Below are 23,906 nucleotides of genomic sequence, written 5' to 3' on the forward strand. Positions count from 1 at the left end.
CAGACTATGTAAAAAACCGATAAATTTATCATGAAATTTGGAACGTATCTGGTCATCTTTGTTTTATTTTGGGGCGCTCTAGTATCTGCCGCTCCGAAAAACTTTACCTATCAAGGACGCATATTGCGGGCCGATGGGACTCCTTTAGAATATTCCAACGTCAGCTTCCTTTTTGAAATCACAAATCCTAATGGCACTTGTGTGATCTATCGTGAACAAAAAGATGGTGTGAACATGCAAAACTCCAAAGGGGTTTTCGACGTTCCGATCGGCAGTGGCACAAAACTTTTTCCTGCCAATCCTCTTTTTTCTCTTTTAGATGCTTTTAACAATTCGGAAGATCAGAACTGTTTTGGTGGATCCACCTACACGCCAATTTCTGGAGACAACCGTATTCTTAAAGTTCAGTTCCATGACGGGACTGGTTGGAAAGTCATTGATCCACCGAATGAAATCCGCACGGTTCCTTTTTCAGCCTATGCGCAATCCGCTGAAAAGTTAGGAACTAAAACAGAGAATGACTTCGTTGTTAAAACTGGAATTCCCACTTGTGTTGTTAATGAGTTTCTAAGTTGGAATGGAACGGCTTTAGTGTGTGCTCCCGTCAGTGGCGCCAGCGGCGGAACCGTGACGAATGTGACGTCCGGGAACTCTTATGTCACAATCACCAATAACACTTCTACTCCCCTTGTCACTTTGAATGTGGGAACCACTGCGGGAACCGTTGCTGCTGGTAACGATGCTCGTTTTACGGATGCCCGTGTTCCAATGGGAACAGCCGGTGGAGATTTAAGTGGAACTTATCCGAATCCTTCGGTTGGTAAAATTCAAGGTGTGGCGATTTCTGCTGCGGCTCCTACGAATGGTCACTTCTTAAAGTTTGATGGAACTCAGTGGTTGGGTTCTGCCATTGCGATGAGTGATGTGACGAATTTAAATTCTACTTTGAGTAACTATCATACTGTGGCTGCATTTAACTCTGCGGTGGGAAGTGCGAACTGTGCGGCTTATGAAACGCCGTACTGGAACTCAGTCTCCGGATCATTCCAATGTCAGGCGATCAACGTGTCTGTCGCGGGTGATGTGAGTGGAACGATTGGTGCAGTTTCTGTTAATAAAATCAAAGGTGTTGATGTTGATACAACAGGGTTAGCCGCTGGTCAGATTTTAAAATACGACGGAACTAAGTGGGCTCCGGCTGCGGATTCAAATGCTGGCGGTACTGTTACGAATATTGCGACGGGCACTGGCTTGAGTGGTGGTCCAATCACTTCTACTGGAACTCTTTCTTTGGCAAACACTGCTGTGAGTGCTGGATCATACGGTTCAACAACACAAGTTGGAACTTTCACGGTCGATGCCCAAGGTCGTTTGACTGCGGCTTCAAGTGCGGCGATTGCATTTCCTGTGACTTCTGTGGCAACAAAAACTGGTGCTGTGGTTCTCGATTATGGTGACATTAATAGTGCCGCTTCAAAATATCTGACTTACAAACCAAACAACGTCGCTTGTACTGACGGACAAGTTATTAAATGGGTGACGGCAAACTCTCGCTGGGAATGTGCGAATGACACAGACACTTCTTCAGGTGGAACAGTTACTAATATCGCAACGGGTACTGGCTTAAGTGGCGGCCCTATCACATCTACTGGAACAATCTCACTTGCTAATACAGCAGTCACTCCTGGCTCTTACACAAGAGCTAGCATTACTGTTGATGCTCAAGGTCGCTTAACGGCAGCAAGTAGTGGAGCTGCGATCAATCTCGCTTCGGATGTTACAGGAACTCTTCCGATAGCCAACGGCGGTACGGGACAAACTTCGGCGCTAGCCGCGTTCAATGGTCTTTCTCCTTTAACAACAAAAGGAGATATTCTCACTCGTGATGGAACAAATAATATCCGTCTTCCCGTCGGCACAAATGGACAAGTTTTATCAGCCAACTCGGCTCAAGCTTCAGGTCTTCAATGGATCACACCCACAAATGGAACTGTGACGAATGTCACTGGCACAGCTCCCATTGTTGTAGCAACAGGTTCAACAACTCCTGCGATTTCAATCAATGACGCAACCACAGGTGCAAAAGGTGCGGTTCAAGTCGGTGCAGGTATCGCGGTTTCATCTGGAACTATCAGCGCTGATCCTGCGAACTTCCCTTCCGCTGTTCCTGTTTCTAAAGGTGGTACGGGAGCGACATCTCTTACGGCGAATAGACTTCTTGCCTCCAACGGAACGGGTTCAGCCGTCACAACATTTAACTGTGCTGTTGGACAAATGATTTCGTTTGATGCCACGGGTTTGATGATCTGTTCTACTTTCACAACAGGTTCTGTTTTCCTCAATGGCGGAAACTCGTTTGCGGGCACCGCCACTTTGGGAACAAACGATGCCCAATCTTTGGTCTTAGAAACTGCCAATACAGCTCGGGTCACAATTGATTCTTCGGGCAAAGTCGGTATCGGGACGGGAACGCCAGATTCACGATTCACTGTTACTTCTGCTGGAAATACGCTCAGTGACTATACTGCTCGTTTTCAAAGTAGTGGCACTGTTGCTGGTGCTGGCGGAATATTATTTGATCAAAATTCAACTTATGCCTACAAATTGCATACTACGGGAACTGCTGCCTCTACAGGTATAATGGTCTTTAGCTATATTAACAATAGTGATGGCTCAGTCGTTAATGACAACAATTTAGTTTTACGTAGTGGTAGCGTTGGTATTGGCACTTCATCACCAGCAACGAAACTTGACGTCAATGGCGAAGTTAAATTGGGCAACACGAGCAGCACCTGCACTTCGACGAATGAAGGTGCGCAAAGATACAATTCTTCTTCAAAAAATATGGAATTTTGTAACGGAAGTTCTTGGGTGGCTCTTGCCACCGCCGGAGTTCCTTCAGGTGCCGTGCAAACATTTGCAGGATCTACATGCCCCTCCGGATGGCTTAAGGCAAATGGCCAAGCGGTATCCAGAACGACCTATGCAAATCTTTTTACTTATATCGGAACAACTTACGGGGCGGGAGATGGTAGCACCACGTTCAATGTTCCAGAACTACGTGGTGAATTTATTCGTGGTTGGGATGATGGAAGAGGATTGGATTCAGGCCGTGCTATGGCGAGTACGCAAACTCAGGATATTCAAGCTCATAGCCATTCCATTTCAACAGCGGACGTTTACAACTCGGCTAGCTCAGCTCCAGGGGCGTTTATAATCAATGACAACTCATCTGATGCCATCGTTTCTTCCGATAACATCAGCCCAGGAAGTAACTCGTCTCTCAGAACCAACAGATTTTCAACATCCAGTGCCGGCGGAAGCGAAACCAGACCTCGCAACGTAGCTCTTCTTTATTGCATAAAGTTTTAGAACTGATTCTTGGAATTTTTTAAAGAAGTCCATTCCGCTTCATACATCGAAGCGTCGGGCTTTTTGATTTTTTCAGGCGCAGGACTTACATACTGCGCTTGAACTCCGTCCCACCCCACATAGTGACGAGTCAATCCTTCTTGTCCCACTTGAAAGTTCGGCACGAGGTAGGTCTTTCCTCCCCCATTTGGAATATCGACAGAAAGATTCGGCATCGCCAGTCCTGAAAGATGACCCCACAGCTCTTTTTGAATTTCCAAAGAGTCTTCCACCGACGTACGCAAGTGATCTGTCCCAATAGAAGGATCGCATTGAAACATGTAGTAAGGTTTCACACGCAAATACAAAAGGCGGCGGTTCAAAGCTTGAACAATCGCGGGATGATTATTTATTCCGTTAAGAAGAACCATCTGATTCATCACCGGCACACCGTTATCGACGAGTTTTTCAAGTGCTTCAACTGCCTCGGCCGTCAATTCGCGAGGATGATTAAAATGTGACATCAAGAAAACAGGCTTGTGCTTCTTAAGAATCTTAACCAAATCATCCGTCACACGCATCGGACAGACCACTGGCATACGCGTCCCAATACGAATGATCTCGACATGGTCAATACGACGAAGATCCCCTAACACTCGATCCAACTGCGCATCACTCACCGTCAGAGGATCACCCCCAGACAAAATCACTTCACGAATGCCAGGATGAGAACGAATGTAAGCAACCGCCTGTTCATACTCTTCATTACGAATAAAAGCCTGCTCTTGCCCCGTAAAATGTTTACGCGTGCAAAAGCGGCAATAAACGCTGCAAATATCCGTGATCAAAAACAGAACGCGATCTGAATAGCGATGAATCAAACGAGGTGCTGGATTGTTTTTTCTTTCGCCCAAAGGGTCCAACATCTGTTGGCTCCCCTCTTCGATTTCAAAGCGATGAGGCATAAGAATCTGACGAATGGAATCACCGGGCTCTCCGGCAAGGCTCGCATAATAAGGGGTCGTGCGGATGTTAAAAAGTTCTTTCCCGTCAGAGAAAGCGGCTCTCTCATCTTGAGACAAAGAGAACTGTTTTTCAAAATCTGCCTGAGTTTTCAGAGAATGACGAAGCTGCCAGGTCCAATTATTCCAATCAGACTCTGCGATATGTTCTGGCTTAGGGCTTCGTGGGAAATGAAACTTCACGAGGTGGTTATGAAGGAAAGAAGCCTCTTAGGCAAGGTGCCTTTTTAGTGCCACAAATGGGCGCTTTCAGGGGTCTTGGCAAAATCCCCGATCTACATCTCTAAGTTATTGAGATCAGAACACTTTTTATCCTTCTCAGAGTGGGACACCAGAAGTTTGACAAGGCCTTCTTCGACGAAGTCCATTCTCAACATGAGAAGTCTTAGATATTTCAGCGACTTGCACCCCTTGGCATGCCTCCCCCGTGTTGGCCCGGCCCTCGCTTTACATCATGGTAGGAAAAAGGGTCTGGATGACCTTAACAATAGGAGGACTTATGAAAACTTTCACTTACCCACACAAAAAATGGGTCATGACAGGAGCATTGCTCGCTGTTCTTGGTTTCAATGTATCTTTTAACTCTCACAGTAAAGACGGAATCGCGTCTGCTGATTTTGCTTCAACAGTTGCTGAAGGCGTTGTTCAAGGCAAGATCTATACAGCTAAAGGCGTTGTTCCTGTTAAATACATCGATAACGGTGAAGACAAAGTCCTCGCAATCGTACCAAAGAAAATGACCGAAGGAAAAGTGTGCGACACTTGCGGTTACGACTCAATTGCTTTGAGTGTAAAAAACAAAGAAGACATCGATTCATTAAACGTAGAGCTTATGAAAGCGATGGAAAAACAACTTAAAGAGAAAAAGCCTGAGGTGGCTGAAGCTGACGCTTCCGCTGAAGGACAAGAAGGCGACAAAGTGGTTAAGAAAAGCCCACTTGAGGCCATCGAAAAAGCTTGCTCTCGTCACAAAGAAAACGCAGACATCTTGTCATGCACGGCTGAAAAATTCGTCGCTGCATTGAAAAAGAAAAGCGATCCAGCCATCGAAAAAACAGACGCATTGGATTTCTACAGAGAACACATTGAGTCTCTTGTAAAAAGCGAATTGACAGAAGCTCGCCGTATCGCAAACAGAGTTCGCCGCGCCTCAGTCAATGTATCTCAATGGTCGATTATGGAAGACTCTGACGACACAATGAAAAATCCTTCAGACATCAGAGAAGAAACTTTGAAAGTAGTAAGAAGCATTATTTCGGGAATTCCTAGCAAATACGAAGACGTGAGAAAACGCCTTCTTCTTGCAGAAACTGAAATGATCAAAGCTGAAGCGCAAGAACTTCAACAAACTTTCATCCAAGCTCGTGATAGCAAAGATCCAAGCCAAGGAGTTTACCTCTTCAAAGAAGGTGAATTGAGACGCGCAGATCTTCAAACACTTCTTCAAGACATGGGTTACCACACAACAGCAGGTCTTGATAAAGCGGTGAGCACAAGAGATTTGTCTTACGACCTACAAAGACAATACGAATCATACTTCAGCGATTTCTCAAAAAGAATTCAAGAAGGCATGTGGACGAACCCATATTCTTTCATGGGTGCAGGCAACGGCAACACGACTCTTCCGGGTGTCAACTTGGATCCACGTTTTGCAAATCCAGGCCGCAACAGCGGAACTGTTGGAACTCCAGGAATTTCGTCAAGAACAGGTGCAAACATGAATGCGACGGGGACACAAACGATTCTAGTACCGGTGCAAGTTCCAGCAGGAACAACATCAGTACCACAAATCGGAATTCCGACTCAAAACAACGGTGTGAGCTTCGGAACAATGGGACCTGCATCAGCGGACTCTTTGAGAATGAGAACAGAGATCCAAAATCGCTTCCCTCGCCAATAAGATCCGAACGCAAAATTGAATGAATCCTCCGAAGGGCCCAAGACGGGCCCTTTTTTATTTGGAGTCTAAGGGCGTTTCGCCATTTTATCTTTGATAAGTCCTACGATCGACATCAAAACGCCACCACCGACACCGCCACCTGCAATTCCGGCAACGAGAGCGCCGATATCCACAGAGCCTGCCGAAGTCGTCAAAGGAGTTGGATCTGCACCACCGCCAAACATTCCCAGCAAAGCTCCGCCGCCAGCACCACCGAGAAGTCCGACGATTGAATTTCCCACAGGTCCCAGACTGAATTTCTTAAGAGCAGATCCGGCAACATTGCCACCGATGATTCCACTGATGATAGGAATGAGAATGGCCACAATTTCCATTTTAAATCCTCCTTGTTTTAGAGGTATTGCAACAGCATCACTTTGCCGTGGCAATAAATGGAGATGTGCATGTTATCAGGTCTAGCGCATGTAGATCTGCACGCGAACAATCTCGTTCGGCTGAAGAGTCGTCACGTACATGCGCACGGCACGCACTTTTGACTTTTGAAACAGATCCACTCGCTCCATACCAGATGAGTAGTCGCCTTCAAGATTCCATGCCGGCAAAGACATCCCACGATCCGTGACGATCTCAGCTCTTTGAATGCGTGCACCAGTGCTCATCACCTGCATACGCACTTCAGAAAACTCTGGTTTGTTATTTCTCAAAAGAATGTTTCTGTATGTGGGTTGCTCGGCAAAAATCATTTCGTTGGCGACCTCTCTCCAGACTTCTTCCGCAGAGGCATCAAAAGCCACCATACAAAGTGTTATCAAAACGAAAATGAATTTTTTCATAAGACCCCCTACAGAGCTTGATAGGAAAACGAATGAATTCGCACCAGCGCATCTTCGCTATAGAGACCAAAACTTCCAGCTTGATCATACAAGGCTTCGGGCATTTGTTCACCGTGATATTCCATGATCTGTTTTCCGTCTTGGAAAAGAATCCATGATTGCTTTTCCTTCACAATGACAAAAGTATGGCGCTTTCCAATTTGCAACTCACCGAGCTCGCTGGTCTTTAAAAAATGCTGTCCGGTCTCATCAAAGACGCGGCCCAACTCCGTCCCTACGTTGGGTTTCACCAAGAAATAATTCGCCGTTTTGTTTTCACCCTGAACTTTTCGATAGTTTCCAAAAAACCAAAACACCTCCCACTCATTGGGAGTTGCCTCGCGCAGTTGTTTGACAGTGGTCACTTCTATTTTTACGGCATAGTTCTTTAATGGACGATCTACCGTGTCCTTCAACAACAAAAGTGTTGCAAAAGTTTGGCCTGAAGTTTTTGGTTCCTTCGGCTGAAACACAATATCGCCGCTGCCATCCGGATTGAACTGAACAGAACCTCCACCATCGTACTCCACCTGCCAGTGATAGGGAGTCAAGGGAACCGGTTTCATTTTATGAACACAGCCAGTGAAGAGAGTCAAAAGCAGCAGAGAAAAGACAGACATCCTCATATGCAACCCCTGAATAAAAAAAATCCCGGGGGACTTTCGCCCCCCGGGCCCTGCTCACCACCAAACAAGATGTTTCAAGTAGTCATCAAGCTGTCGTACAAGTTGCAATCACGTCGTAATCAAAAGCTGATGGCGGCTTTAGATGCAAATCCAAAAGTAAAACCGTTCTCAAGCCCTTCGCTGCCATTTTTCCAAGCTTCGCCAGGGAAGAGAAGTCCGACTTGATTCACCCACTGAATTTTTTCACTCGGTTTGTAAATCACTTCGATATCCCATTCTAGGCCCAGATCTTTTGAAGAATCAACAGAGTTTTTAACTGTATTCAATAATTGTCCGTACACGAGAGTGTTGCGAACATCCACACGATCATTCCATGCGTAGCCAACTGAAGGAGCGATGTACATCGCATTGCTGATGTATTCATCATCCGCAGAGTTTCCTACATTCGCCAAAACTCCATTTGTTCCATCGGCTGCAGTCGTATCGTTACGGTATGCATTTGTGTTCATGAAATCTTTTTGACCCAAACGATGGTTGAAAAGAAGCATGCCCGCATTGTAGTTGCGGTTGAAAGCATATCCACCGAAATCCGTCGACGCAGGATCATCACCTGTCGCCATACCGAATTTCAATGTCCAGTCCCATTTTGACTCTGCACGTGGGATGTACAATTCCGCAGCGATACCGTAGCCGTTCACACTGACGTCTTCAGTTCCTTTAGTCACACCCGTTTCACCGGATTGGAAACCGGCTTCAACTTTGAAACCGAAAGAATCAAATCCACGACCCAAAACAAAGTTTGTTCTTTGGATATTCAAGTTTGAGTTAACCGCATCGCCACCGAAAGCGTTTACTTGTCCTGTGGAATAATCCAAAACTTCTTTCACGCCTTTGACGTTCTCTTGGTAAACACCGATCACAGATTTGTTTTCTTCGCTTTCATACTGAATCTGGAAACCCTGAGTTGTGATTGTTCCACCTTGACCAAAACCGCTGGATTGTTTGCGCGACAACACGGGCATGACAAACCAGTCACCGATCACGACTTTGTAAGCAACCATATCACGGGTGTCGTACCAGTGATCAAAAGCGCCTTTACCCGCGCTATAAGTCATTCCTAAACCGAATTCAAACGGAGCACGACCCACGATCAAAGCGCCATATTCTTGATTTACGTTTAAGTACAACTGACTGACTCGGATATTCGTTGAGCCTTGGTTGTCTGAAGTTGACGGACTGTCACCCAAGTTCAAACCCCAGATCTCACCAAGTTGAGAGTTTGGATAAGCGCTGCTGTTTAGCACATCAAAGCGAGAGATCACGTTCACGCCGTCAGCTGCGATGATTTTTGGGCTCAAGTAAAGATAGTTCAAGCCATAGGCTTTTCTTTGTGTCGGCGAAGCCAAAGAAGGACGATCCACTTCGGTCCATTCAAAACGGTAACCACCATTCCAATCCAAACTCATGGCATTGGCAGTTGTGGACAAAAGCGCCACAGAAAGACCTAAAGCTTTCAAAAGATTCGTTTTCAACATTTTCATTCCTTTATTTTGAAACCACGCCCATCACATCCCCTTCGCGGAGAATGATAAGGTCTTCATTTTGAATTGTAATTTTTGATCCTGCGTATTCAGAAAACACAACGCGATCACCGACTTTGACATCCATCGGGCGCACATGACCTTTTTTACTCATGTGTCCACGACCGACGGCCACAACGTGTCCTTCCAGGTTTCCAGAAGTATCCGCCACAGTGTCAGGAATATAAAGCCCACCTGGAGTCATTTTCTCAGCACCAGAGATTTGCACCATGATGCGATCATCCAGAGGCGTAACAAAGCCACTCAGATCCAACTTTTTCGCCGGAGCTGGTGCCTTCATAAGATGTGAAGCTGACGGCTTCGCAGAAGTCGCCGTTTTTTTCACAGGAGCTTTTTTAGCAACAGCCTTCTTCACCGCAGCTTTCTTTGCTACAGTTTTTTTAGCCGGCGCTTTTTTTGCTGTCGTCTTTTTAGACGGAGCCGCTTTCTTAGTTACTTTTTTAGGAGTTTTTTTCGATACGGTCTTTTTTGCGACCTTTTTTACATTGGCTTTTTTAGCAGAAGCTTTCTTCTTAGCCACAACCAATCCTTTCATCCAAACAAGCATTTAAAATAAGGCAGCTCGTTTGCTTCAGAGAGAGTTTCGTACTACTCTTTAAGTATGTTGCGACCACGATTAAAGACCATTTTAGTTGCTTTTACAATCCTTGTGACGCTTGTAATCATCTGCGGGCTTGGGATTGGCGTCTACTCCTACTTTGCTCTGGAAAAAGAACTTACGACCAAATTGGAGTCTAAAAAGTTCCTCGTTCCAACGGAATTCTACTCTGCTCCGCCCACTTTTTACTCGCGCAGCTTGATCAAAATTTCTGATATTGAGAAACAACTGCTTCGCCAAAATTATCGCCGTCGCGACTATGATCAGCGTCTTTTACCGGGTGATTATTTTATCGCCAACCGCGAGCAATGCTCATCTCGTTTGCAGGTCGGACTGAATGAAGATCAAGAAAGTTGCATTGGCTGGGTGACGCAAGAAACTCCCACCCGAGATGTCGACAGCTCAATTCAAGTGGTGGTGATCCAAAAAGATCACTTGGTTTCGCAGATTTTCAAAGGGGCTCCATTCGTTGAAGTACAGGAAGCTGTCGGAGAAGCCCCCCTTCTTGCCCAATATATTGGCAATGAACCCTTGATGCAAAAAACTGTGACACTCGGTGAAGTTCCTCCGATGTGTTCGAACGCTATTATGGCTATCGAAGATGCTCAGTTTTTAGAGCATGGCGGAGTGAGCCTCAAAGGGATCTTCCGTGCCTTGGTAAAAAACATCACAACAGGTCGCAGAGCCCAAGGCGGCAGTACTATTACACAGCAGTTGGTCAAAAACTATTTCCTGACCAGCGAACGCACGCTCAAAAGAAAATTCAATGAATTTATCATGTCGATTCTTTTGGAATCTCGCTTTAGCAAAGATCAGATCCTAGAAACATATCTCAATGTCATCTACATGGGGCAGAATGGCGCGTTTCAAGTGCGTGGCTACGGTTCCGCATCTCGCTATTATTTTGGTAAAGAGCTGATTGATCTCAACTTGAGTGAGTGCTCTTTGCTTGCGGCCATCGTCAATAGCCCGGGTCTCTTCAATCCTTTCAAAAAACCAGAAAATGCCGAACGCCGTCGTCACTTGGTTTTGGAAAAAATGAAGGGCTTGGATTTTATTTCACAAAGCCAAGCCGAAGAAGCGGACAAAACTCCACTTCCTGGAGAACCTCGCACCTTGGCTTCCGAAACAGCTCCTTATTACTTGGATGCGGTTCGCAAACAACTTCAAGCGCAAGGATTAAATCCTGAGGGACTCAAAATATACACGGCCTTGGATTTGGAAGCCCAAGATGTCGCCCAAGAGTCTTTGCGCAACCACCTTGATCACCTTGAAAAAAACAACAAATACATCGCGGGTCTGAAAGCCAAGGGCAGTCATCTTGAAGGCAGTGTTCTTGTTGCTAACAACAAAACAGGCTTGGTCAGCGTTGTGGTGGGGGGACGCAATTACCGCATGACCCAATTCAACCGCGCTATTGATGGACATCGCCAAATCGGTTCTATCATGAAGCCTTTTGTATTCTTAACGGCACTCATCAATGATACCGACGAAGGAACTCCCTACACGCCAATCACTCTTCTGAATGACGAAAAGTTCACTTACAAATATGAGGGCCAGGCGTGGTCTCCGGACAACTACGGCAAAAAATATTTTGGAACTGTTCCGATGTTCTATGCTTTAAAAAATTCCCTCAATGCCGCAACGGCCTCTTTGGGAATCAAAGTGGGCTTAGGAAACGTGATTGATATCACTCACGCCGCGGGAGTGACTTCCGAATTAAAATCATTCCCCGCGATGACTTTAGGGGCCTTTGAAATGTATCCCCGCGAGGTTTTGCAAAGCTATATGACTTTGGCAAACATGGGGCAGAAACAGAATGTGTCTTTCATTCGCCGGGCTCTGAATTCGGATGGCCAAGAAGTTTACGTGCATCAGACAAATCCGCAGCAAGTTATAGATGCCGCGGCCACGGCAAGTTTAGTGAGTATGATGAAACAAACTGTTCTTTCAGGCACCGCACGATCCATTACTCTCAATGGATTTTTTAATCCGGCCGCAGGGAAAACAGGAACAACAAGCGACAACAAGGATGCCTGGTTTTCTGGCTTCACTCCTTACCTCACAACCGTGGTTTGGGTGGGTTACGACAACAATCTTCCACATAAATTAACGGGCTCTAACGGCGCAGTTCCGGTATGGACTCAATTTATGAAGAAAATTGGCACACGTTTCCCGGCTGAAGATTTCCCATGGCCTGAAAACACCAAGAAAGTTCTTTTGGATCAAAATACTTTGGAAAGCTTAAATGCATTCAAAGAAAATGATCCCACTCAAGTGGAATTGATCTTCGACTCGACCAAAGTTCCCGACGGATTTTAAAGTTTAATTTCCAAACCTTCGTGGGCGAAATCCCACGCCACGGCTGGCAATTTATCTTCGCTCTGACGCTCGCGAGATTCATAGTACTCGCGGGTTTGACGTTTTAATTCCAAGACATGTTCAATACGTGCGCCCGGATCGTGATGGGCAAAAAGAATTTTCTTAATTCCTTCACGAAGTGCGATATCAAGCCCCACTTGAGCGGCACTGTGACCCCAGTTTGCTTTTTCAGCAAGCTCTGGCAACGTGTATTGGGCATCGAAATACATCAAATCGATATTTTGATACAAAGGCAGGTCAGCACCCAACTCTTCACGAGTCACGCGTGTACCTTCCGTGTCTACACAATGAGCATAGGATTTTCCGCCAGATTCCACCTTCAATCCCCAGCAAGGATCTGGATGATCGAGCTGATAAGGAGTGATCGTAAAATCATCCAATTGATAAGGCTTGCGTGGCTCCAAAACATGGAAAACCACTTTTGCTTTTAAAGCTTCAAAAGGAACTGGAAAATAAGGACGACAAAAAATTCCACGAATGAGCTTTTCCAAATCCGGTTGCACGGCATAGTAATGAACTTCACAACCAGGAATAAAATGCGGCGTGAAAAACGGTAAACCAATCACATGATCCCAATGGAAATGAGTCATGAAAATGTGGAACGCCCCTTTGGATCGCCCCGTCGTGCCGCTCATAATTCTTTCACTTAAATTTCGAATGCCGCTGCCACCATCAATAATCAATTGTGATTTCTGACTTTGCAGCTCCACGCAAGTCGTCGCCGCTCCATATCCTCCCAAAAGAGGAACTTCCATATTCTGAATGTATTTGGAAACTTGGGATGGATCACGATAACCCATAGCAAAGAAGTTTCTTAGCACTCCTTCGATGTGGTAAGTCCAATCAATTGGTGGTGGAGCAGATGGTAAAGAACCCCGGACGCCCCAAAATTTTATCGTTAGCGACATATATGGAACAGGATGACGTGTTTGTAAACACGAATCAAATACATATTATTTGCTCGGGCCTTTGTCGTAGTTCACAACGACGTATTCAGACCATGGTAGAGCCTGGCAAGTGCGAACTATGTGAGTCTCTTCTTTGTCTTCACTTGTTTTCCCCTGCTCGATCATCGCCTCGCAAGTTCCACACGTTCCTTCTAAACAAGAATATGGCGGATTCAGTTTTGCGATAAGGGCCATATCCAGAAGAGTCCGCCCTGACTCCCCTGCGATTTCGACTTCTTTTCCACCGATGACGTACTTGATTTTCATGTAAATATCACATCACCGTGTCCCGATCGGGACAATAACTTTCTGGAACCGGGCACCATTTACCGGTAATTGCCCTCATCCCCCTTTTTTACGTTCTCCCCCGAATGAAATCTTGGTAATGTGCGCCCGCACGAGACGTTTAATATCCAAGAGGGAGAGCTTATGACGCTCAAAAAACAAATCTTGAGCCTGGTGATGATTTCAGGTCTTTCATTTATCGCAACTTCCCCTGCCCATGCAGGGTGGGAAGTTCTTAAGCCCGCCAATATCTGGGAACGAATCCAAAAAGAAGTGGCAAAACAAGAAATCGGTGCTGGTGTTAACCTTGTTAACGCAGAAATCCTGGACGGACTTTCAACTTCTTTGCGTTACCGTATCGAGTCTGAACCTTCTTATGTCGATGGTTTCTATACTCGCATCGACAAGTACACTTTGAAATTGGGTTTAAACCCTGGTGATTTCATCGATGATCTTGATACTCCAGTAGGTATCAGCTTGGAAAAAAACTCCGAGATTATCTTTGCTCGTCAATTCAAGAACCAAAAAGATTCTTTGTTGGCACTTCCTTACACGCCAAGAAATCTGCCTTTCACTGCAAAAAAAGCCATAGAGCGTTTGCAACCAGGTGACTTTGTGGCTTTCCAAGGTCGCATGGCTTTCGTTCTTTCCTTGAGTCACGACTTCCTGAAAGGTGAATTCACAGCTGGAGCATCGACTCATGCCTATATGTCTGGCGAATTCATGGTGCACTTGTTCCGTATGGACAATAACAAAATCCGCGTGAAATTGATCGCCGTTCGCGGCAAAGGTGTTGGCGCCAATGGCGGCGTTGACTTGTCTGAGGACCTCGACATCCTTGGCATCAGTATCTTGGACAACAAAATCGAAAGATGGTTGAACCTGACTCCACTTGATGCCAGAGCGGGTCTGGGTAAAAACGACGTGATCATGCTTGATTACGTTTTCAATTTGAACGACGCGAAAGCCGCACAAGCTTACGACACCTTGATGCTTAATAAAGTTCAATTGAAAGACATCAAAGTTGCAAACCCAACATTGTCTCGCAAAGATTTGACACAAGAACTTTTGACGGACCTTACTGATATCGAAGCCATCGCTTTGGAAGACGGTTTGCTTCCTCCACAAGAACGTCGCATTGATCGCGTTTTCAAAGGCTCTTCTGAAGGCTATAACAAAGACGCACGCATTAAATTTGGTTTGAATCTTTGGAAATTCGAAGCAGGTAAAGCTTACGGAGAGAACAAAGTTCTTAGCTATGACAAACAAGACAAAGAACAGTACTTCTTGCTCGACACTCTTTCTCGCTACAAAAAAACGAAAATCTTGTTTGGTCTTTTTGGCGAAGAAACCTTGATGACATCGAATCTTCTTTTCACAGCAGATCAAAACTGGAATCCAGGTCGCTTCGTGACTTTGACTTCAAGTGCTGAAATGAAAATGAAAGATGTTTCTGGTCGTGATCTTGAAGAAATCCAACGCCTGGTTCGCGAAACAATTGGTAATGGGCAGTACGGCAAAATCAACTGGAGTTCTTGGGAAGCTTCTCCGGGCAAAAAAGTGAATGGCTACTTCAAACAGGAAGTCTTCTTCAATCCGGAAGCTTTGAATACACTTCCTTATATGGGTGAAGAAGCCTTAGCGGCGCGCTTTAAAAAGTATATTGAACTTAAAGGCCGTCCACGTTCACGTCCATTTATTGGTGGCAATTCCCCGGTGGACTATATCTTTAACTGGGTTGCGGCATTCACAGGCGACATCCGCCGTGTTGCGAACCGTTTGACGATCGTCATTGATGCAAAGAAATCCGTTCAAGAGCGTTTCGATGCGTTTGAAGATCTTCAACAAATTCCGGTGTGGAAAGAAAGAGGCATTGGCTTCTTGATGTCTTTCATCGCGGAAGATCAACGCCCGAACCTTCTTCGTTACGAAATGGTTCTTTCGGCTAAAGGCGTGACGCCAGTGGTTTATAGCTACGGCCAGTTCAGCGAAGAAAAACTCTATCGTTCTTTAATGTACATCCAAAACATCATCCACAATAGATCTTTCGACCTGCGCCTTTATACGGATTCCAACGGAGAATTCCGCACGACAGCGGCTCCGGCTCCACTTCCATGACTTCTAATTTATAAAGAGGAATGATAGAAAAGCCCGATCACAAATCGGGCTTTTCTATTTAAAGAGGATCAATGAAAAGATCCAAGGTCTGGCTGGCGTAAGCATCACTATTAAAGAACAAATGCGTATTGGAAATCGCACGGCTTGACCAGGCTCCGGTATTTCCTGACATACCCGGCGTATGGTTTTTAATGCCTGTGCCATCTGTATTGATCGAGTACAGAGTCAAAATACCATCCCGGTCATTGTCAGCACGATAGAAAATGCGTGAGGAACCTGGGAACAACGTAAAGTCATAGATATCAGCGTATGCATTGAGTGAAACGATCTTACGCTTCTGCGTTCCGTCCCATTTCACCGCAAACAAATCCCACTTCCCTAATGTTTCAATCAATCCCGTGTAGACGATCGTTTTATCCGCATCATCCAGAATCTGCACAGGATTTCCGTTGTTGGCGTTGACCTGACCTCCAGCATACGGAGCCGCGCTGATTTTTCTTAAGTCCGTTCCATCATAATTCATACTGTAGATTTCATAAATTTCAGGAGAAGACTCGCTCAACGTGATCAAACGTTTATTCGCACCTTCTACAAGACCTGAATACCACGAGGTGTGCGACGTCGCTGGCAATGAGCCATTCAAAGCGTACAGAGTCTGCGTGCCGATATGAAACGACTTCATCGCCGTTTTTCCGTCTGTAAACCAATCACCACTCAGCAAAACGTAGGCAGAATCGGATGTGAAATCACACAACCCTACGCCTTGAGTTGTGTTCACGCCATTATCAATCAAATAATTTGTGGCCGGTGTTGCAGCGTTCACAACCTTCGCATCAGACCTGCTTGTGGCCGCCATAGCCCCCCAATAACAAATCCATTGAGAGTCCGGAGAAATTTTAAAACCCGAAAGATCAAATGTTCCACCAATGGCCGTATTAATAGCCACCGGAGCGCCGCCTGCAGTTGGAATTTTATCAATCTCCACTTTTTCATCCACACGGTAATCCCAACGAAGCACGACGTAACTTCCATCTAAAGCCACATCCCAGCTTTGAATACCCACAGCATGAGAATAGGCAGGTGAAAGCTTCGCACCACCCGTACCATCGGTATTCACAATGTAGACTTCTATCACTGAATCCGTCGTGAGATCTCCCAAGTACACAATTTTACCAGTGGCCTCAATATATTTAAAAGATGTGATATTGCCTCCAGCCACACTGATAGTATCACTCACCCTTACTGGAGTTCCACCGACTGTATCCACAACATAAAGTTCTTCTTTTCCTGCGGTGTCTTGGTCGGCGATATAGATAACTTTACTGCCATCCGCAGTAAAAACCCAGCTGCGCATCGTACCGCCCCCAGAGGGATAGTCTTTGGTCACTCTACGCACGTTCGAACCATCTGCATCTGTCACATACAAATGCATTTGCGAATCGGCGACGGGGTTAGCTCGGAATAATATTTTAGATTTGTCCTCTGACGCCTGAATCGTGACCACGTCTCCTGATAAAATCGTTGGCAACGTTAAGTACTGAGGAGAACTCGGCGTTAAACTTAAAGAAGCCATGTGCAGCTCATTCACAAAGTCGATATTCACATCGGCTAACATCGCCACGGTATTGCGTGTCCAATCAAAAATCGACGTCTGTGTTGAAAAGAGCACGTCATTCTGAGGACTCGCAATAGAAGGGCTCAATTTTCTTGAAGAGCTTCCGTCTGTCGCCGACAAATACATCTCGTATTTTCCATCAATTTCCAAATCGGCAATATAGGCAACACGATCTCCAGTAGGGCTGACCGCAATCGTAGGATAATCTCGAACTATGGAGGCCGACGATATGGAGTTCAGTTTCACAGGAGCTTCCGAACCGTCCATCTTCACACTGTATAAATCAAACTTCATATCAGAAGATGAAGTGGGGCTCACTCCGGATAAGTCCGCCACAAAGATCACTTTTTGATTGTTAGTTACGGTGATACTGTTTTCTCTAAAAGTCTGATGCAAACCATTACGAACAACTGCCACATTTGTTAACTTCAAGCGGTTAGAACCATCCACGTTCACGATATAAAGATCTGCCATACTGGACGACGTGGCCATTGCAAACGCAATCTTTGCAGAATCTGGCGCCCACGAATAAGTAAAAAGATCCGTATTCGCATTCGGGCACGCAGGCGAAACTTCAAGCTCACTGCGGGTTTCAAGGTCATAAATTTCCAAGGCATAACAACCGACTGTTGTGCGATCCACGCGATAAGCGACGTAACGACCGTTCGGACTAAAGAGTCCCGCTTCAATGAAACCTGTTGTTGCTGGAGCAAAACTAATATGCTCTCCGGTCTCCAACGAAACTACAGAGCTGCCCGTATTTGAATTCATCGTAAAGCTTTGATTTTCGCGGAAGAGAACCCACTTGTTGTTGCTACTAACAACATACCCCGTCATCACGCTTTTTCCAGCAGCCATAGCCGGACCTAAACGGCGCAATCCCGTCCCGTCGATTTTAACCGCGAAAAGAGAAATGCCTTCGTCAGTCTCTTTGTCCGCACGGAAAACAACTTGTGTTCCATCAGGAGTAATCACAAAGTCACGAACATCACCGCCGTCGACCATTGAACCATTGAGTTTCGTTTTTGCTCCGGTCAAAACATTGATGGCGTAAAGATTAAATTCGTTGTCTTTGGCTTCAATATCACCAATCGCAATCACAGTGTCTTGACTTGGAGTCAGAGCATAAGTGCTAACTCCACCCACAGGATTTTCTGTAGTAGGTCCCATCAAAACAATGTCACCCGTTCCGTCGACTTTGACGGTGTGAAGCTCCTTTAACTGTGCCCGCCCCATGGAAGCACGCGTGTATAAAGTGCGACTGTGCTTTTCAACAGCTATAATAGGACGTGCAATATCCAACCCCCACTGCCCTGACATCGGATTCAGGCGAGTCAGACCCGTGCCATTATAGTTCACAATACCTAGATCAATAAGGTCATCATTGCGTAAGGGTGCCGCCAAAACAATGCGCCCCGTATTTCCATACTGAGTTATTAATCTGACTGAAGCCACACCTGTCGAAGTGATTGTCGGACTGATTTTATGCCACTGCGGATAACCAATGTTCACAGACTGAGTCGAAGAAATATTTCCGGCCTGATCAAAATGTTGAACATAAAAATCAATGGAGTTCGCCGTCTCTGTCGAAAGATTCAAACGGATTTCCCATCTTTGTGACGCAGAACAAACGGCGAAATATTCCTGCGACAACGACGTTCCAATTTTGACAACGTTAAAAGGATCTGAGCATGTTCCCGAAATAGGATAATTCGCACGCAAGGAAGAGGCGGCATAATTGCTTGCACTGTCCGGCGGATCAATCGTCACCGTTGGTGGTGTTAAATCTACAACGATACTTTTTTGATCATTGGAGGTTTTTAGCGCTTCCGATTCCTCTTGTCGAGCTCCGATGGAGATAGTTCCCTCACCGACACCGTTAAGGTCTAAAACCATAGAGAATGTTTTATCTGGATTGCACTCCGTCGTGAATGAGCCAAATGAACTCACTTCGATTTCAACAGATTTACCGACGTGCTGGCAGGAGCCCTTCACTTCGTAAGAGCGGAAATTGATGGTGGAGACTTTGGCGTTCTCATCATCAAAATTTAAGAATAATTGATTCTTGCTATTGAAATCTGAAAGGTTGGCTTCGAGAGAACATCCCAAACCCGCAACAAAACAGAAAGCAAATACGTACAAGATTCCCAACTTCTGCATAGATATCTTTTCGGTCTCTTAGAGTCGATTTTGAAGTCTGGGGACAAATTTAAAGGAAAATTTGATGAGTTTTAGAGGGGAATTCCCTCATTGAGACGAATATCCGAGGATTCTAAATATGTATTAATTTCGACATCATCCGAGCGAATCTCAATAAAATGTGGAGCAATCAACCAGGATCCGCTGTTGAAGTACCGCCCTTTAGGTAAAGCCAATACACCCGCGTGATGAGTGTGCCCAAAGATGATGGAATCAAAGCCACGGGCACAAATTTCCTCAGCCGCGATCACAAAATCCGGATGTTCTCCCGGCAAAGTTTGCACGTCACTTTTTCCTCTGAAAAAACGGCGAAACTTTGATTTCATTTCTTCAAATTTAATCCACAGTTTGTAGGCCCGAGGACTCACCATCAAGACAAACCCACCTAACCAAGTCATAAACTCATAGAGGTCAGGACTCTTCACGAAAAATGGATCATAGAGATGACCATGCTCAATGCGAATTCTTTGATTCCCGCACTGAACATTTAAAAACGGAGCAAGGATCAGCGGCCCCCAGTCCTCCAAAAAATTTTCCAAGAGAATATCGTGATTGCCGACAATATAAAAAACGCGATTACCTGCTTTGGAAATAGCTTTCACCGCCCGAAAAACCTCGGGCACGTCCTCGGCCAATTTTCGAAATGAAACCTGCGCAATTTCCAATCCATCGCCATTGATACAAACATCGTATTTATTTTCAGCTGCCCAATAAAGAAATTCAATCAGTCGTTTTTTCGTGCTGGAAAATGGATTTCCCAAATGCAAATCCGAGATAACCACCATCTTTTTCGTGGTAACGTCAATGATCATAAAGACGACTCGACAACTTCTTGCAGATTATTTTTTGAAAGTTGTTCGGCGGCAATCAAAGCAACAAGTTTTTCATTGGTCTGACGAATACGACCACTTAATTGCTTCATAAGCTCAAAGGCAAACGTGGGATCACGACGGATTTTCAGCAAAAAACTTCCCGGGTCTAAAACCAACAAGGTCGTCTCGCCAATAGAGCGAGCCGAAGCCGAGCGAGGAAGAGATTCCAATAAAGACATCTCACCGACCATGCTACCGCGTTCCACTTTCGCTAAAACGATAGTCGAACCTTCCACTTTTTTGAAAACTTCGATAGTTCCCCGTTGCACGATGTACATCTCACGACTGAGTTCTCCTTCACGAAAAAGAACTTCACCATCTGTGAGCTTTAAAACCTGTTGATCTGTAAATCTTTTGCCGCGAGAAGAACTTGAATTGAACATAGATCCATAGGCTATCAAATTATTTTGACCAAGCCATCGAGTTCCAACGCTCTGGTCGTAGGTACCGCCCGTAACAATGAAGCCAACGAGGTCAAATTGGTCTTTGGTACCCCAGACTAAACAAGGCCCGGACGAATCCGGGCCTACAAATCTTACAACGGATTGATCAACTGAGGAAACTGAGCTAACTGTTCCCCGTCAATACGAACAGCCACTCCATGAGTCACTGCCTGATCGACAAAACCTCCATCAGCCCGGCGAACAACAGCCTGAAGCGCATATTCAAATTGCAACGTCGTAAAGAGCGTGCGGCGTTGGATTGATTTTAAGAAGAAAGTTCTTCCTTTACTCGTCAGAACGATCGCACAGGATTGCTCTTGCCCAATCAAACCGGCTGCGTGATTGCATTCATTTTCGCCAATCAATTCCGCCAAAACACCCGTCAAAGACAAAGAAGACGCAACAAAAGGAACCCCACTAAACTCTGCCTGGGGATCCTTTTTAAGGATTTCGGCCTTCGCCAATTCCAACTCTTCCCGAGTGTAAGCCGGGACCAGCGTCATCGAAATCACGCCAATCTTATGGATAAGATTCTTACGAAACTCGCCATAAGAAAAAAACGGGACACCATTTTGATTAGTCGCAATCATCACAACATTCGGAGCCACATAGTATCTATGGGGATCTTGATGATCCGGATAAATCGTCATAACACCACTATTTGCGACGTTTTCATTCACCACCGGAATCGCCAGTGCACTTGATGTCGCCATCATAACAAAAGCCATTGCAATAATATTTTTCATTTTACTTTTCCTTAACCACACAGACGTGGTCACATTCAATGTTAAAGTCTTTATCCAAAACGGCAGCGGCCTCTTGTGGCGAACACTGAGATGCAAATGTCTCCATTGCTAAAATCAGAGTTTTCACATAAACAGTCGCCGGCGTCCCAGAATACATGCGCCCTAAAAGTTTCACTTCGTCACAAGCCCTATTGTCAACTCGAGGCCCCGGAACCGATGGACCGGCTGGAGAAGTTCCAGAAGAACCTCCCCCACCACAAGCCGCGAGAAACAATGGAAATAGCCACATGATTTTTTTCATAAAAATTCCTAGTTAATTTGAACTTTCAGAACCGGAACCAAATTGAATTTAACAGTATGATCTTGTCTATCCTGGTGAACACCTTTAACAACGACAGACTCAGCGCGAGACTTCACTGCAAGATTCAACACATCTTTAAATGACCTGACCGAACTGGCATCCGTTTCAAAACATTTTTTCAGCAAGTCCTTTTTGTAAGACAGAAATGTCTGATCAAAGCGCATCGTCGCCGGTTGTTTCATTCGAGAAAGACCTAGAATCAAATCTTCGACTCGACCGATTTTGAGCTCCGAACATGTCACAGATTCTTCAAAACTTTCCAAAACAGAATTTGAACTATAACTTACCTGAACTGGAATTTCCGAATTCAAGAAGTCCCCTTTTTTTGCCAATGCTTTGAGTTTCGCGACTTGATCTTTTTTAAGACTGAGTTGCAAATTCAAATAAGGACCCGTCTGACCTTGACGTAAAACCGTCTCTTCAGAAATTCCGGCCAAAGGAATTTCGACTTTCAAAGGAGCTCCTGTGACCTGAGCTGTAAGCAACGTCAACTTATAACCCGGATAGGCCGACTTTACTTTTTCCGTCTCTTGACGAGCAAGTTCGCCTTCGTAAGTTAAAGACAGACTTAAAATCCCTCCATCATCATCAAGATCCATCACGTCCAACTCCAAATACGGAGTGATTGAATAGTAGACTGTTTTTTCATAGTCGTTCACTTCGTGGACCGCAGCCGAAGCCCACGATCCAACCAACGTAAGCAATAAAACGAAATACTTTTTCATAATTATGTCCTTCTAAAAATTAATCCGCAGAGATCACAAGACGGTCGCGATATTTATCAAGATCTTTGATCACGATCGCAGTACAGAAATCACGCTCTTCCAAATCCGTGCGTTTCCAATTCCAAGTTTCTGTTTGCAATTCTTCTTTTCGAACTGCACCTCCACCGAAACGGAATAGGCGATTGCTGGGAGCTGCAACTGTGATGGGTGTTGCTGCCAATTCTGGAACGAACATACGAGCAGTGATCGTTTCAGAAATCTTTTGCAAGTACTCCCATTCTTTGGCGTCGCCCCCGTTCATTGTGATTTGAATTGCTCTTTCCGCGTGAAGTTTTTCAACAACAGCTTGAATGCTCCAACTGAACCATCCCCAGCCACCGGAATGCGAAGCTTGGAAATATTCATACACACGCTTCATATTCACCGAAATTGAAGCGTCCATGTTCGGACCAAATCCCTGCACTTTGTAGCAATAGTCCATTTTCAGAAGAGCGCTGCCCACGGATTTTGTAAGCAGAGCCTTAAAGGCCTTCGCTCCGACACCCGTCAACACCGCGTTGACTCCAATTTCGTCTTCAGCGCGGCCGCCGTGTTGAGCAAAATTAAATTCTTTAAAAAGATCCGTCAGTGGCGCTGCTCCCGTCGCCGTCGTTTGCAAACCGATCGTCGATGATTTGATTGGCAGCACCGCCACTTCCACCTCAGGATGTTCGCTGATGTAAGTATCAAGGGCCTTTTGTTGATCCGTGTCTGAAGATAAGTGAGTCGTCATCGTCATGTAGGCTCCGCCAGATGACGGATTTTCAAGCCCCCAATACACAAAATTGAAAAGAGGAACGCCGCTGTTATCAGCCGAAAAACGTGTTGAGTTCGGGAAGAAATAAACTTTGTTGGGATTTGCGTGATCGCGGTACAAAGTTAAAATTCCGTTTTTGATTGTTCCCGCTGTCTCCCCAAACAACGGAACCGCCAAGACGGGTTTGCTTAAAAGGGATGTAAATAAAAATCCCAAAAGCAGTGTTTTATTTTTCATGAATGCCTCCAGTTATGCCCGCATTTTTACGGACAATGAGAGGACTTCTTGCAAAGGGACAAAGTCGTGCGGGACCTCCTAAAATAGATTTCATGGGACCCAGTGTCCGAAGTCCGAACCCTCCCCAGACAATTGACAGTCATGAAATAGTTTCCTTTTGCCCCCATCCCCTCATTTTTCAGGGCAAAAATACACCACCCTCCACACTTA

The 23,906-nt window shown here is 45.4% G+C and carries 19 protein-coding genes; 4 read left to right on the forward strand and 15 right to left on the reverse strand.

Annotated features, from left to right (window positions below; genetic code table 11):
- Positions 1–30 precede the first annotated feature (30 nt).
- The gene (locus ACL934_RS16880; RefSeq protein WP_413612647.1) at positions 31–3,372 is read left to right on the forward strand and encodes a tail fiber protein; all 3,342 of its coding nucleotides are present in this window, start codon (positions 31–33) and stop codon (positions 3,370–3,372) included.
- Here the strand turns inward: ACL934_RS16880 and ACL934_RS16885 are convergent.
- Positions 3,369–4,556 carry a KamA family radical SAM protein gene (locus tag ACL934_RS16885; RefSeq protein ID WP_374075466.1) on the reverse strand — a complete coding sequence of 396 codons (1,188 nt, stop codon included), beginning with the start codon at positions 4,554–4,556 and terminating at the stop codon, positions 3,369–3,371. The genes ACL934_RS16880 and ACL934_RS16885 overlap by 4 nt on opposite strands.
- A 316-nt stretch (positions 4,557–4,872) precedes the next feature.
- On the opposite strand from ACL934_RS16885, the gene ACL934_RS16890 reads away from it, so the two are divergent.
- Positions 4,873–6,273 (forward strand): hypothetical protein, encoded by a 1,401-nt coding sequence (locus tag ACL934_RS16890; protein ID WP_374075469.1) that lies wholly within the window; start codon positions 4,873–4,875, stop codon positions 6,271–6,273.
- Between the two features lie 65 nt (positions 6,274–6,338).
- On the opposite strand, the gene ACL934_RS16895 is transcribed toward ACL934_RS16890, so the two are convergent.
- The 5 genes from ACL934_RS16895 to ACL934_RS16915 form a co-directional block, all read right to left on the reverse strand.
- The gene (locus tag ACL934_RS16895) at positions 6,339–6,647 is read right to left on the reverse strand and encodes a hypothetical protein (RefSeq protein WP_374075471.1); all 309 of its coding nucleotides are present in this window, start codon (positions 6,645–6,647) and stop codon (positions 6,339–6,341) included.
- 81 nt (positions 6,648–6,728) lie between these two features.
- Positions 6,729–7,106: a hypothetical protein gene (locus tag ACL934_RS16900; protein WP_374075472.1), complete on the reverse strand. Its 378-nt coding sequence runs from the start codon at positions 7,104–7,106 to the stop codon at positions 6,729–6,731.
- A gap of 8 nt (positions 7,107–7,114) precedes the next feature.
- The gene (locus ACL934_RS16905) at positions 7,115–7,771 is read right to left on the reverse strand and encodes a hypothetical protein (RefSeq protein WP_413612648.1); all 657 of its coding nucleotides are present in this window, start codon (positions 7,769–7,771) and stop codon (positions 7,115–7,117) included.
- Between the two features lie 119 nt (positions 7,772–7,890).
- The gene (locus ACL934_RS16910; protein ID WP_413612649.1) at positions 7,891–9,306 is read right to left on the reverse strand and encodes a hypothetical protein; all 1,416 of its coding nucleotides are present in this window, start codon (positions 9,304–9,306) and stop codon (positions 7,891–7,893) included.
- A 10-nt stretch (positions 9,307–9,316) separates the two neighbouring features.
- On the reverse strand, positions 9,317–9,892 hold the full coding sequence (locus ACL934_RS16915; RefSeq protein WP_374075478.1) for a co-chaperone GroES: 576 nt from the start codon (positions 9,890–9,892) through the stop codon (positions 9,317–9,319).
- Between the two features lie 129 nt (positions 9,893–10,021).
- On the opposite strand from ACL934_RS16915, the gene ACL934_RS16920 reads away from it, so the two are divergent.
- Entirely contained in the window at positions 10,022–12,292 is a 2,271-nt protein-coding gene (locus tag ACL934_RS16920; RefSeq protein ID WP_374075479.1) for a transglycosylase domain-containing protein, read from the forward strand.
- Here ACL934_RS16920 and ACL934_RS16925 read toward each other — a convergent pair.
- Positions 12,289–13,260 (reverse strand): MBL fold metallo-hydrolase, encoded by a 972-nt coding sequence (locus ACL934_RS16925; RefSeq protein ID WP_374075481.1) that lies wholly within the window; start codon positions 13,258–13,260, stop codon positions 12,289–12,291. The two genes, ACL934_RS16920 and ACL934_RS16925, sit on opposite strands and share 4 nt — an antisense overlap.
- Positions 13,261–13,305: 45 nt before the next feature.
- On the reverse strand, positions 13,306–13,566 hold the full coding sequence (locus tag ACL934_RS16930) for a 2Fe-2S iron-sulfur cluster binding domain-containing protein (protein WP_374075483.1): 261 nt from the start codon (positions 13,564–13,566) through the stop codon (positions 13,306–13,308).
- Positions 13,567–13,728: 162 nt separating this feature from the next.
- On the opposite strand from ACL934_RS16930, the gene ACL934_RS16935 reads away from it, so the two are divergent.
- Positions 13,729–15,702: a hypothetical protein gene (locus ACL934_RS16935; protein WP_374075485.1), complete on the forward strand. Its 1,974-nt coding sequence runs from the start codon at positions 13,729–13,731 to the stop codon at positions 15,700–15,702.
- A 58-nt stretch (positions 15,703–15,760) separates the two neighbouring features.
- Here the strand turns inward: ACL934_RS16935 and ACL934_RS16940 are convergent, their stop codons facing one another.
- The 7 genes from ACL934_RS16940 to ACL934_RS16970 form a co-directional block, all read right to left on the reverse strand.
- Positions 15,761–19,477, reverse strand: a complete 3,717-nt coding sequence (locus ACL934_RS16940; protein ID WP_374075486.1) for a TolB protein — start codon at positions 19,475–19,477, stop codon at positions 15,761–15,763.
- A gap of 71 nt (positions 19,478–19,548) precedes the next feature.
- Positions 19,549–20,328, reverse strand: coding sequence for a UDP-2,3-diacylglucosamine diphosphatase (locus ACL934_RS16945; RefSeq protein ID WP_374075488.1), 780 nt, complete (start codon positions 20,326–20,328; stop codon positions 19,549–19,551).
- Positions 20,325–20,771 (reverse strand): Crp/Fnr family transcriptional regulator, encoded by a 447-nt coding sequence (locus ACL934_RS16950; protein ID WP_374075490.1) that lies wholly within the window; start codon positions 20,769–20,771, stop codon positions 20,325–20,327. Before ACL934_RS16950 ends, ACL934_RS16945 begins: the two co-directional genes overlap by 4 nt.
- A 152-nt stretch (positions 20,772–20,923) precedes the next feature.
- On the reverse strand, positions 20,924–21,577 hold the full coding sequence (locus tag ACL934_RS16955; protein ID WP_374075491.1) for a hypothetical protein: 654 nt from the start codon (positions 21,575–21,577) through the stop codon (positions 20,924–20,926).
- 1 nt (position 21,578) lies between these two features.
- On the reverse strand, positions 21,579–21,878 hold the full coding sequence (locus tag ACL934_RS16960) for a hypothetical protein (RefSeq protein WP_374075493.1): 300 nt from the start codon (positions 21,876–21,878) through the stop codon (positions 21,579–21,581).
- Between the two features lie 8 nt (positions 21,879–21,886).
- On the reverse strand, positions 21,887–22,663 hold the full coding sequence (locus ACL934_RS16965) for a hypothetical protein (RefSeq protein ID WP_374075495.1): 777 nt from the start codon (positions 22,661–22,663) through the stop codon (positions 21,887–21,889).
- 19 nt (positions 22,664–22,682) lie between these two features.
- A complete protein-coding gene (locus ACL934_RS16970; RefSeq protein ID WP_374075497.1) occupies positions 22,683–23,696 on the reverse strand; it encodes a hypothetical protein in 1,014 nt (337 codons plus the stop codon).
- Positions 23,697–23,906 lie beyond the last annotated feature (210 nt).

Source organism: Bdellovibrio sp. HCB-110 (assembly GCF_047323225.1).
Lineage (GTDB): Bacteria > Bdellovibrionota > Bdellovibrionia > Bdellovibrionales > Bdellovibrionaceae > Bdellovibrio.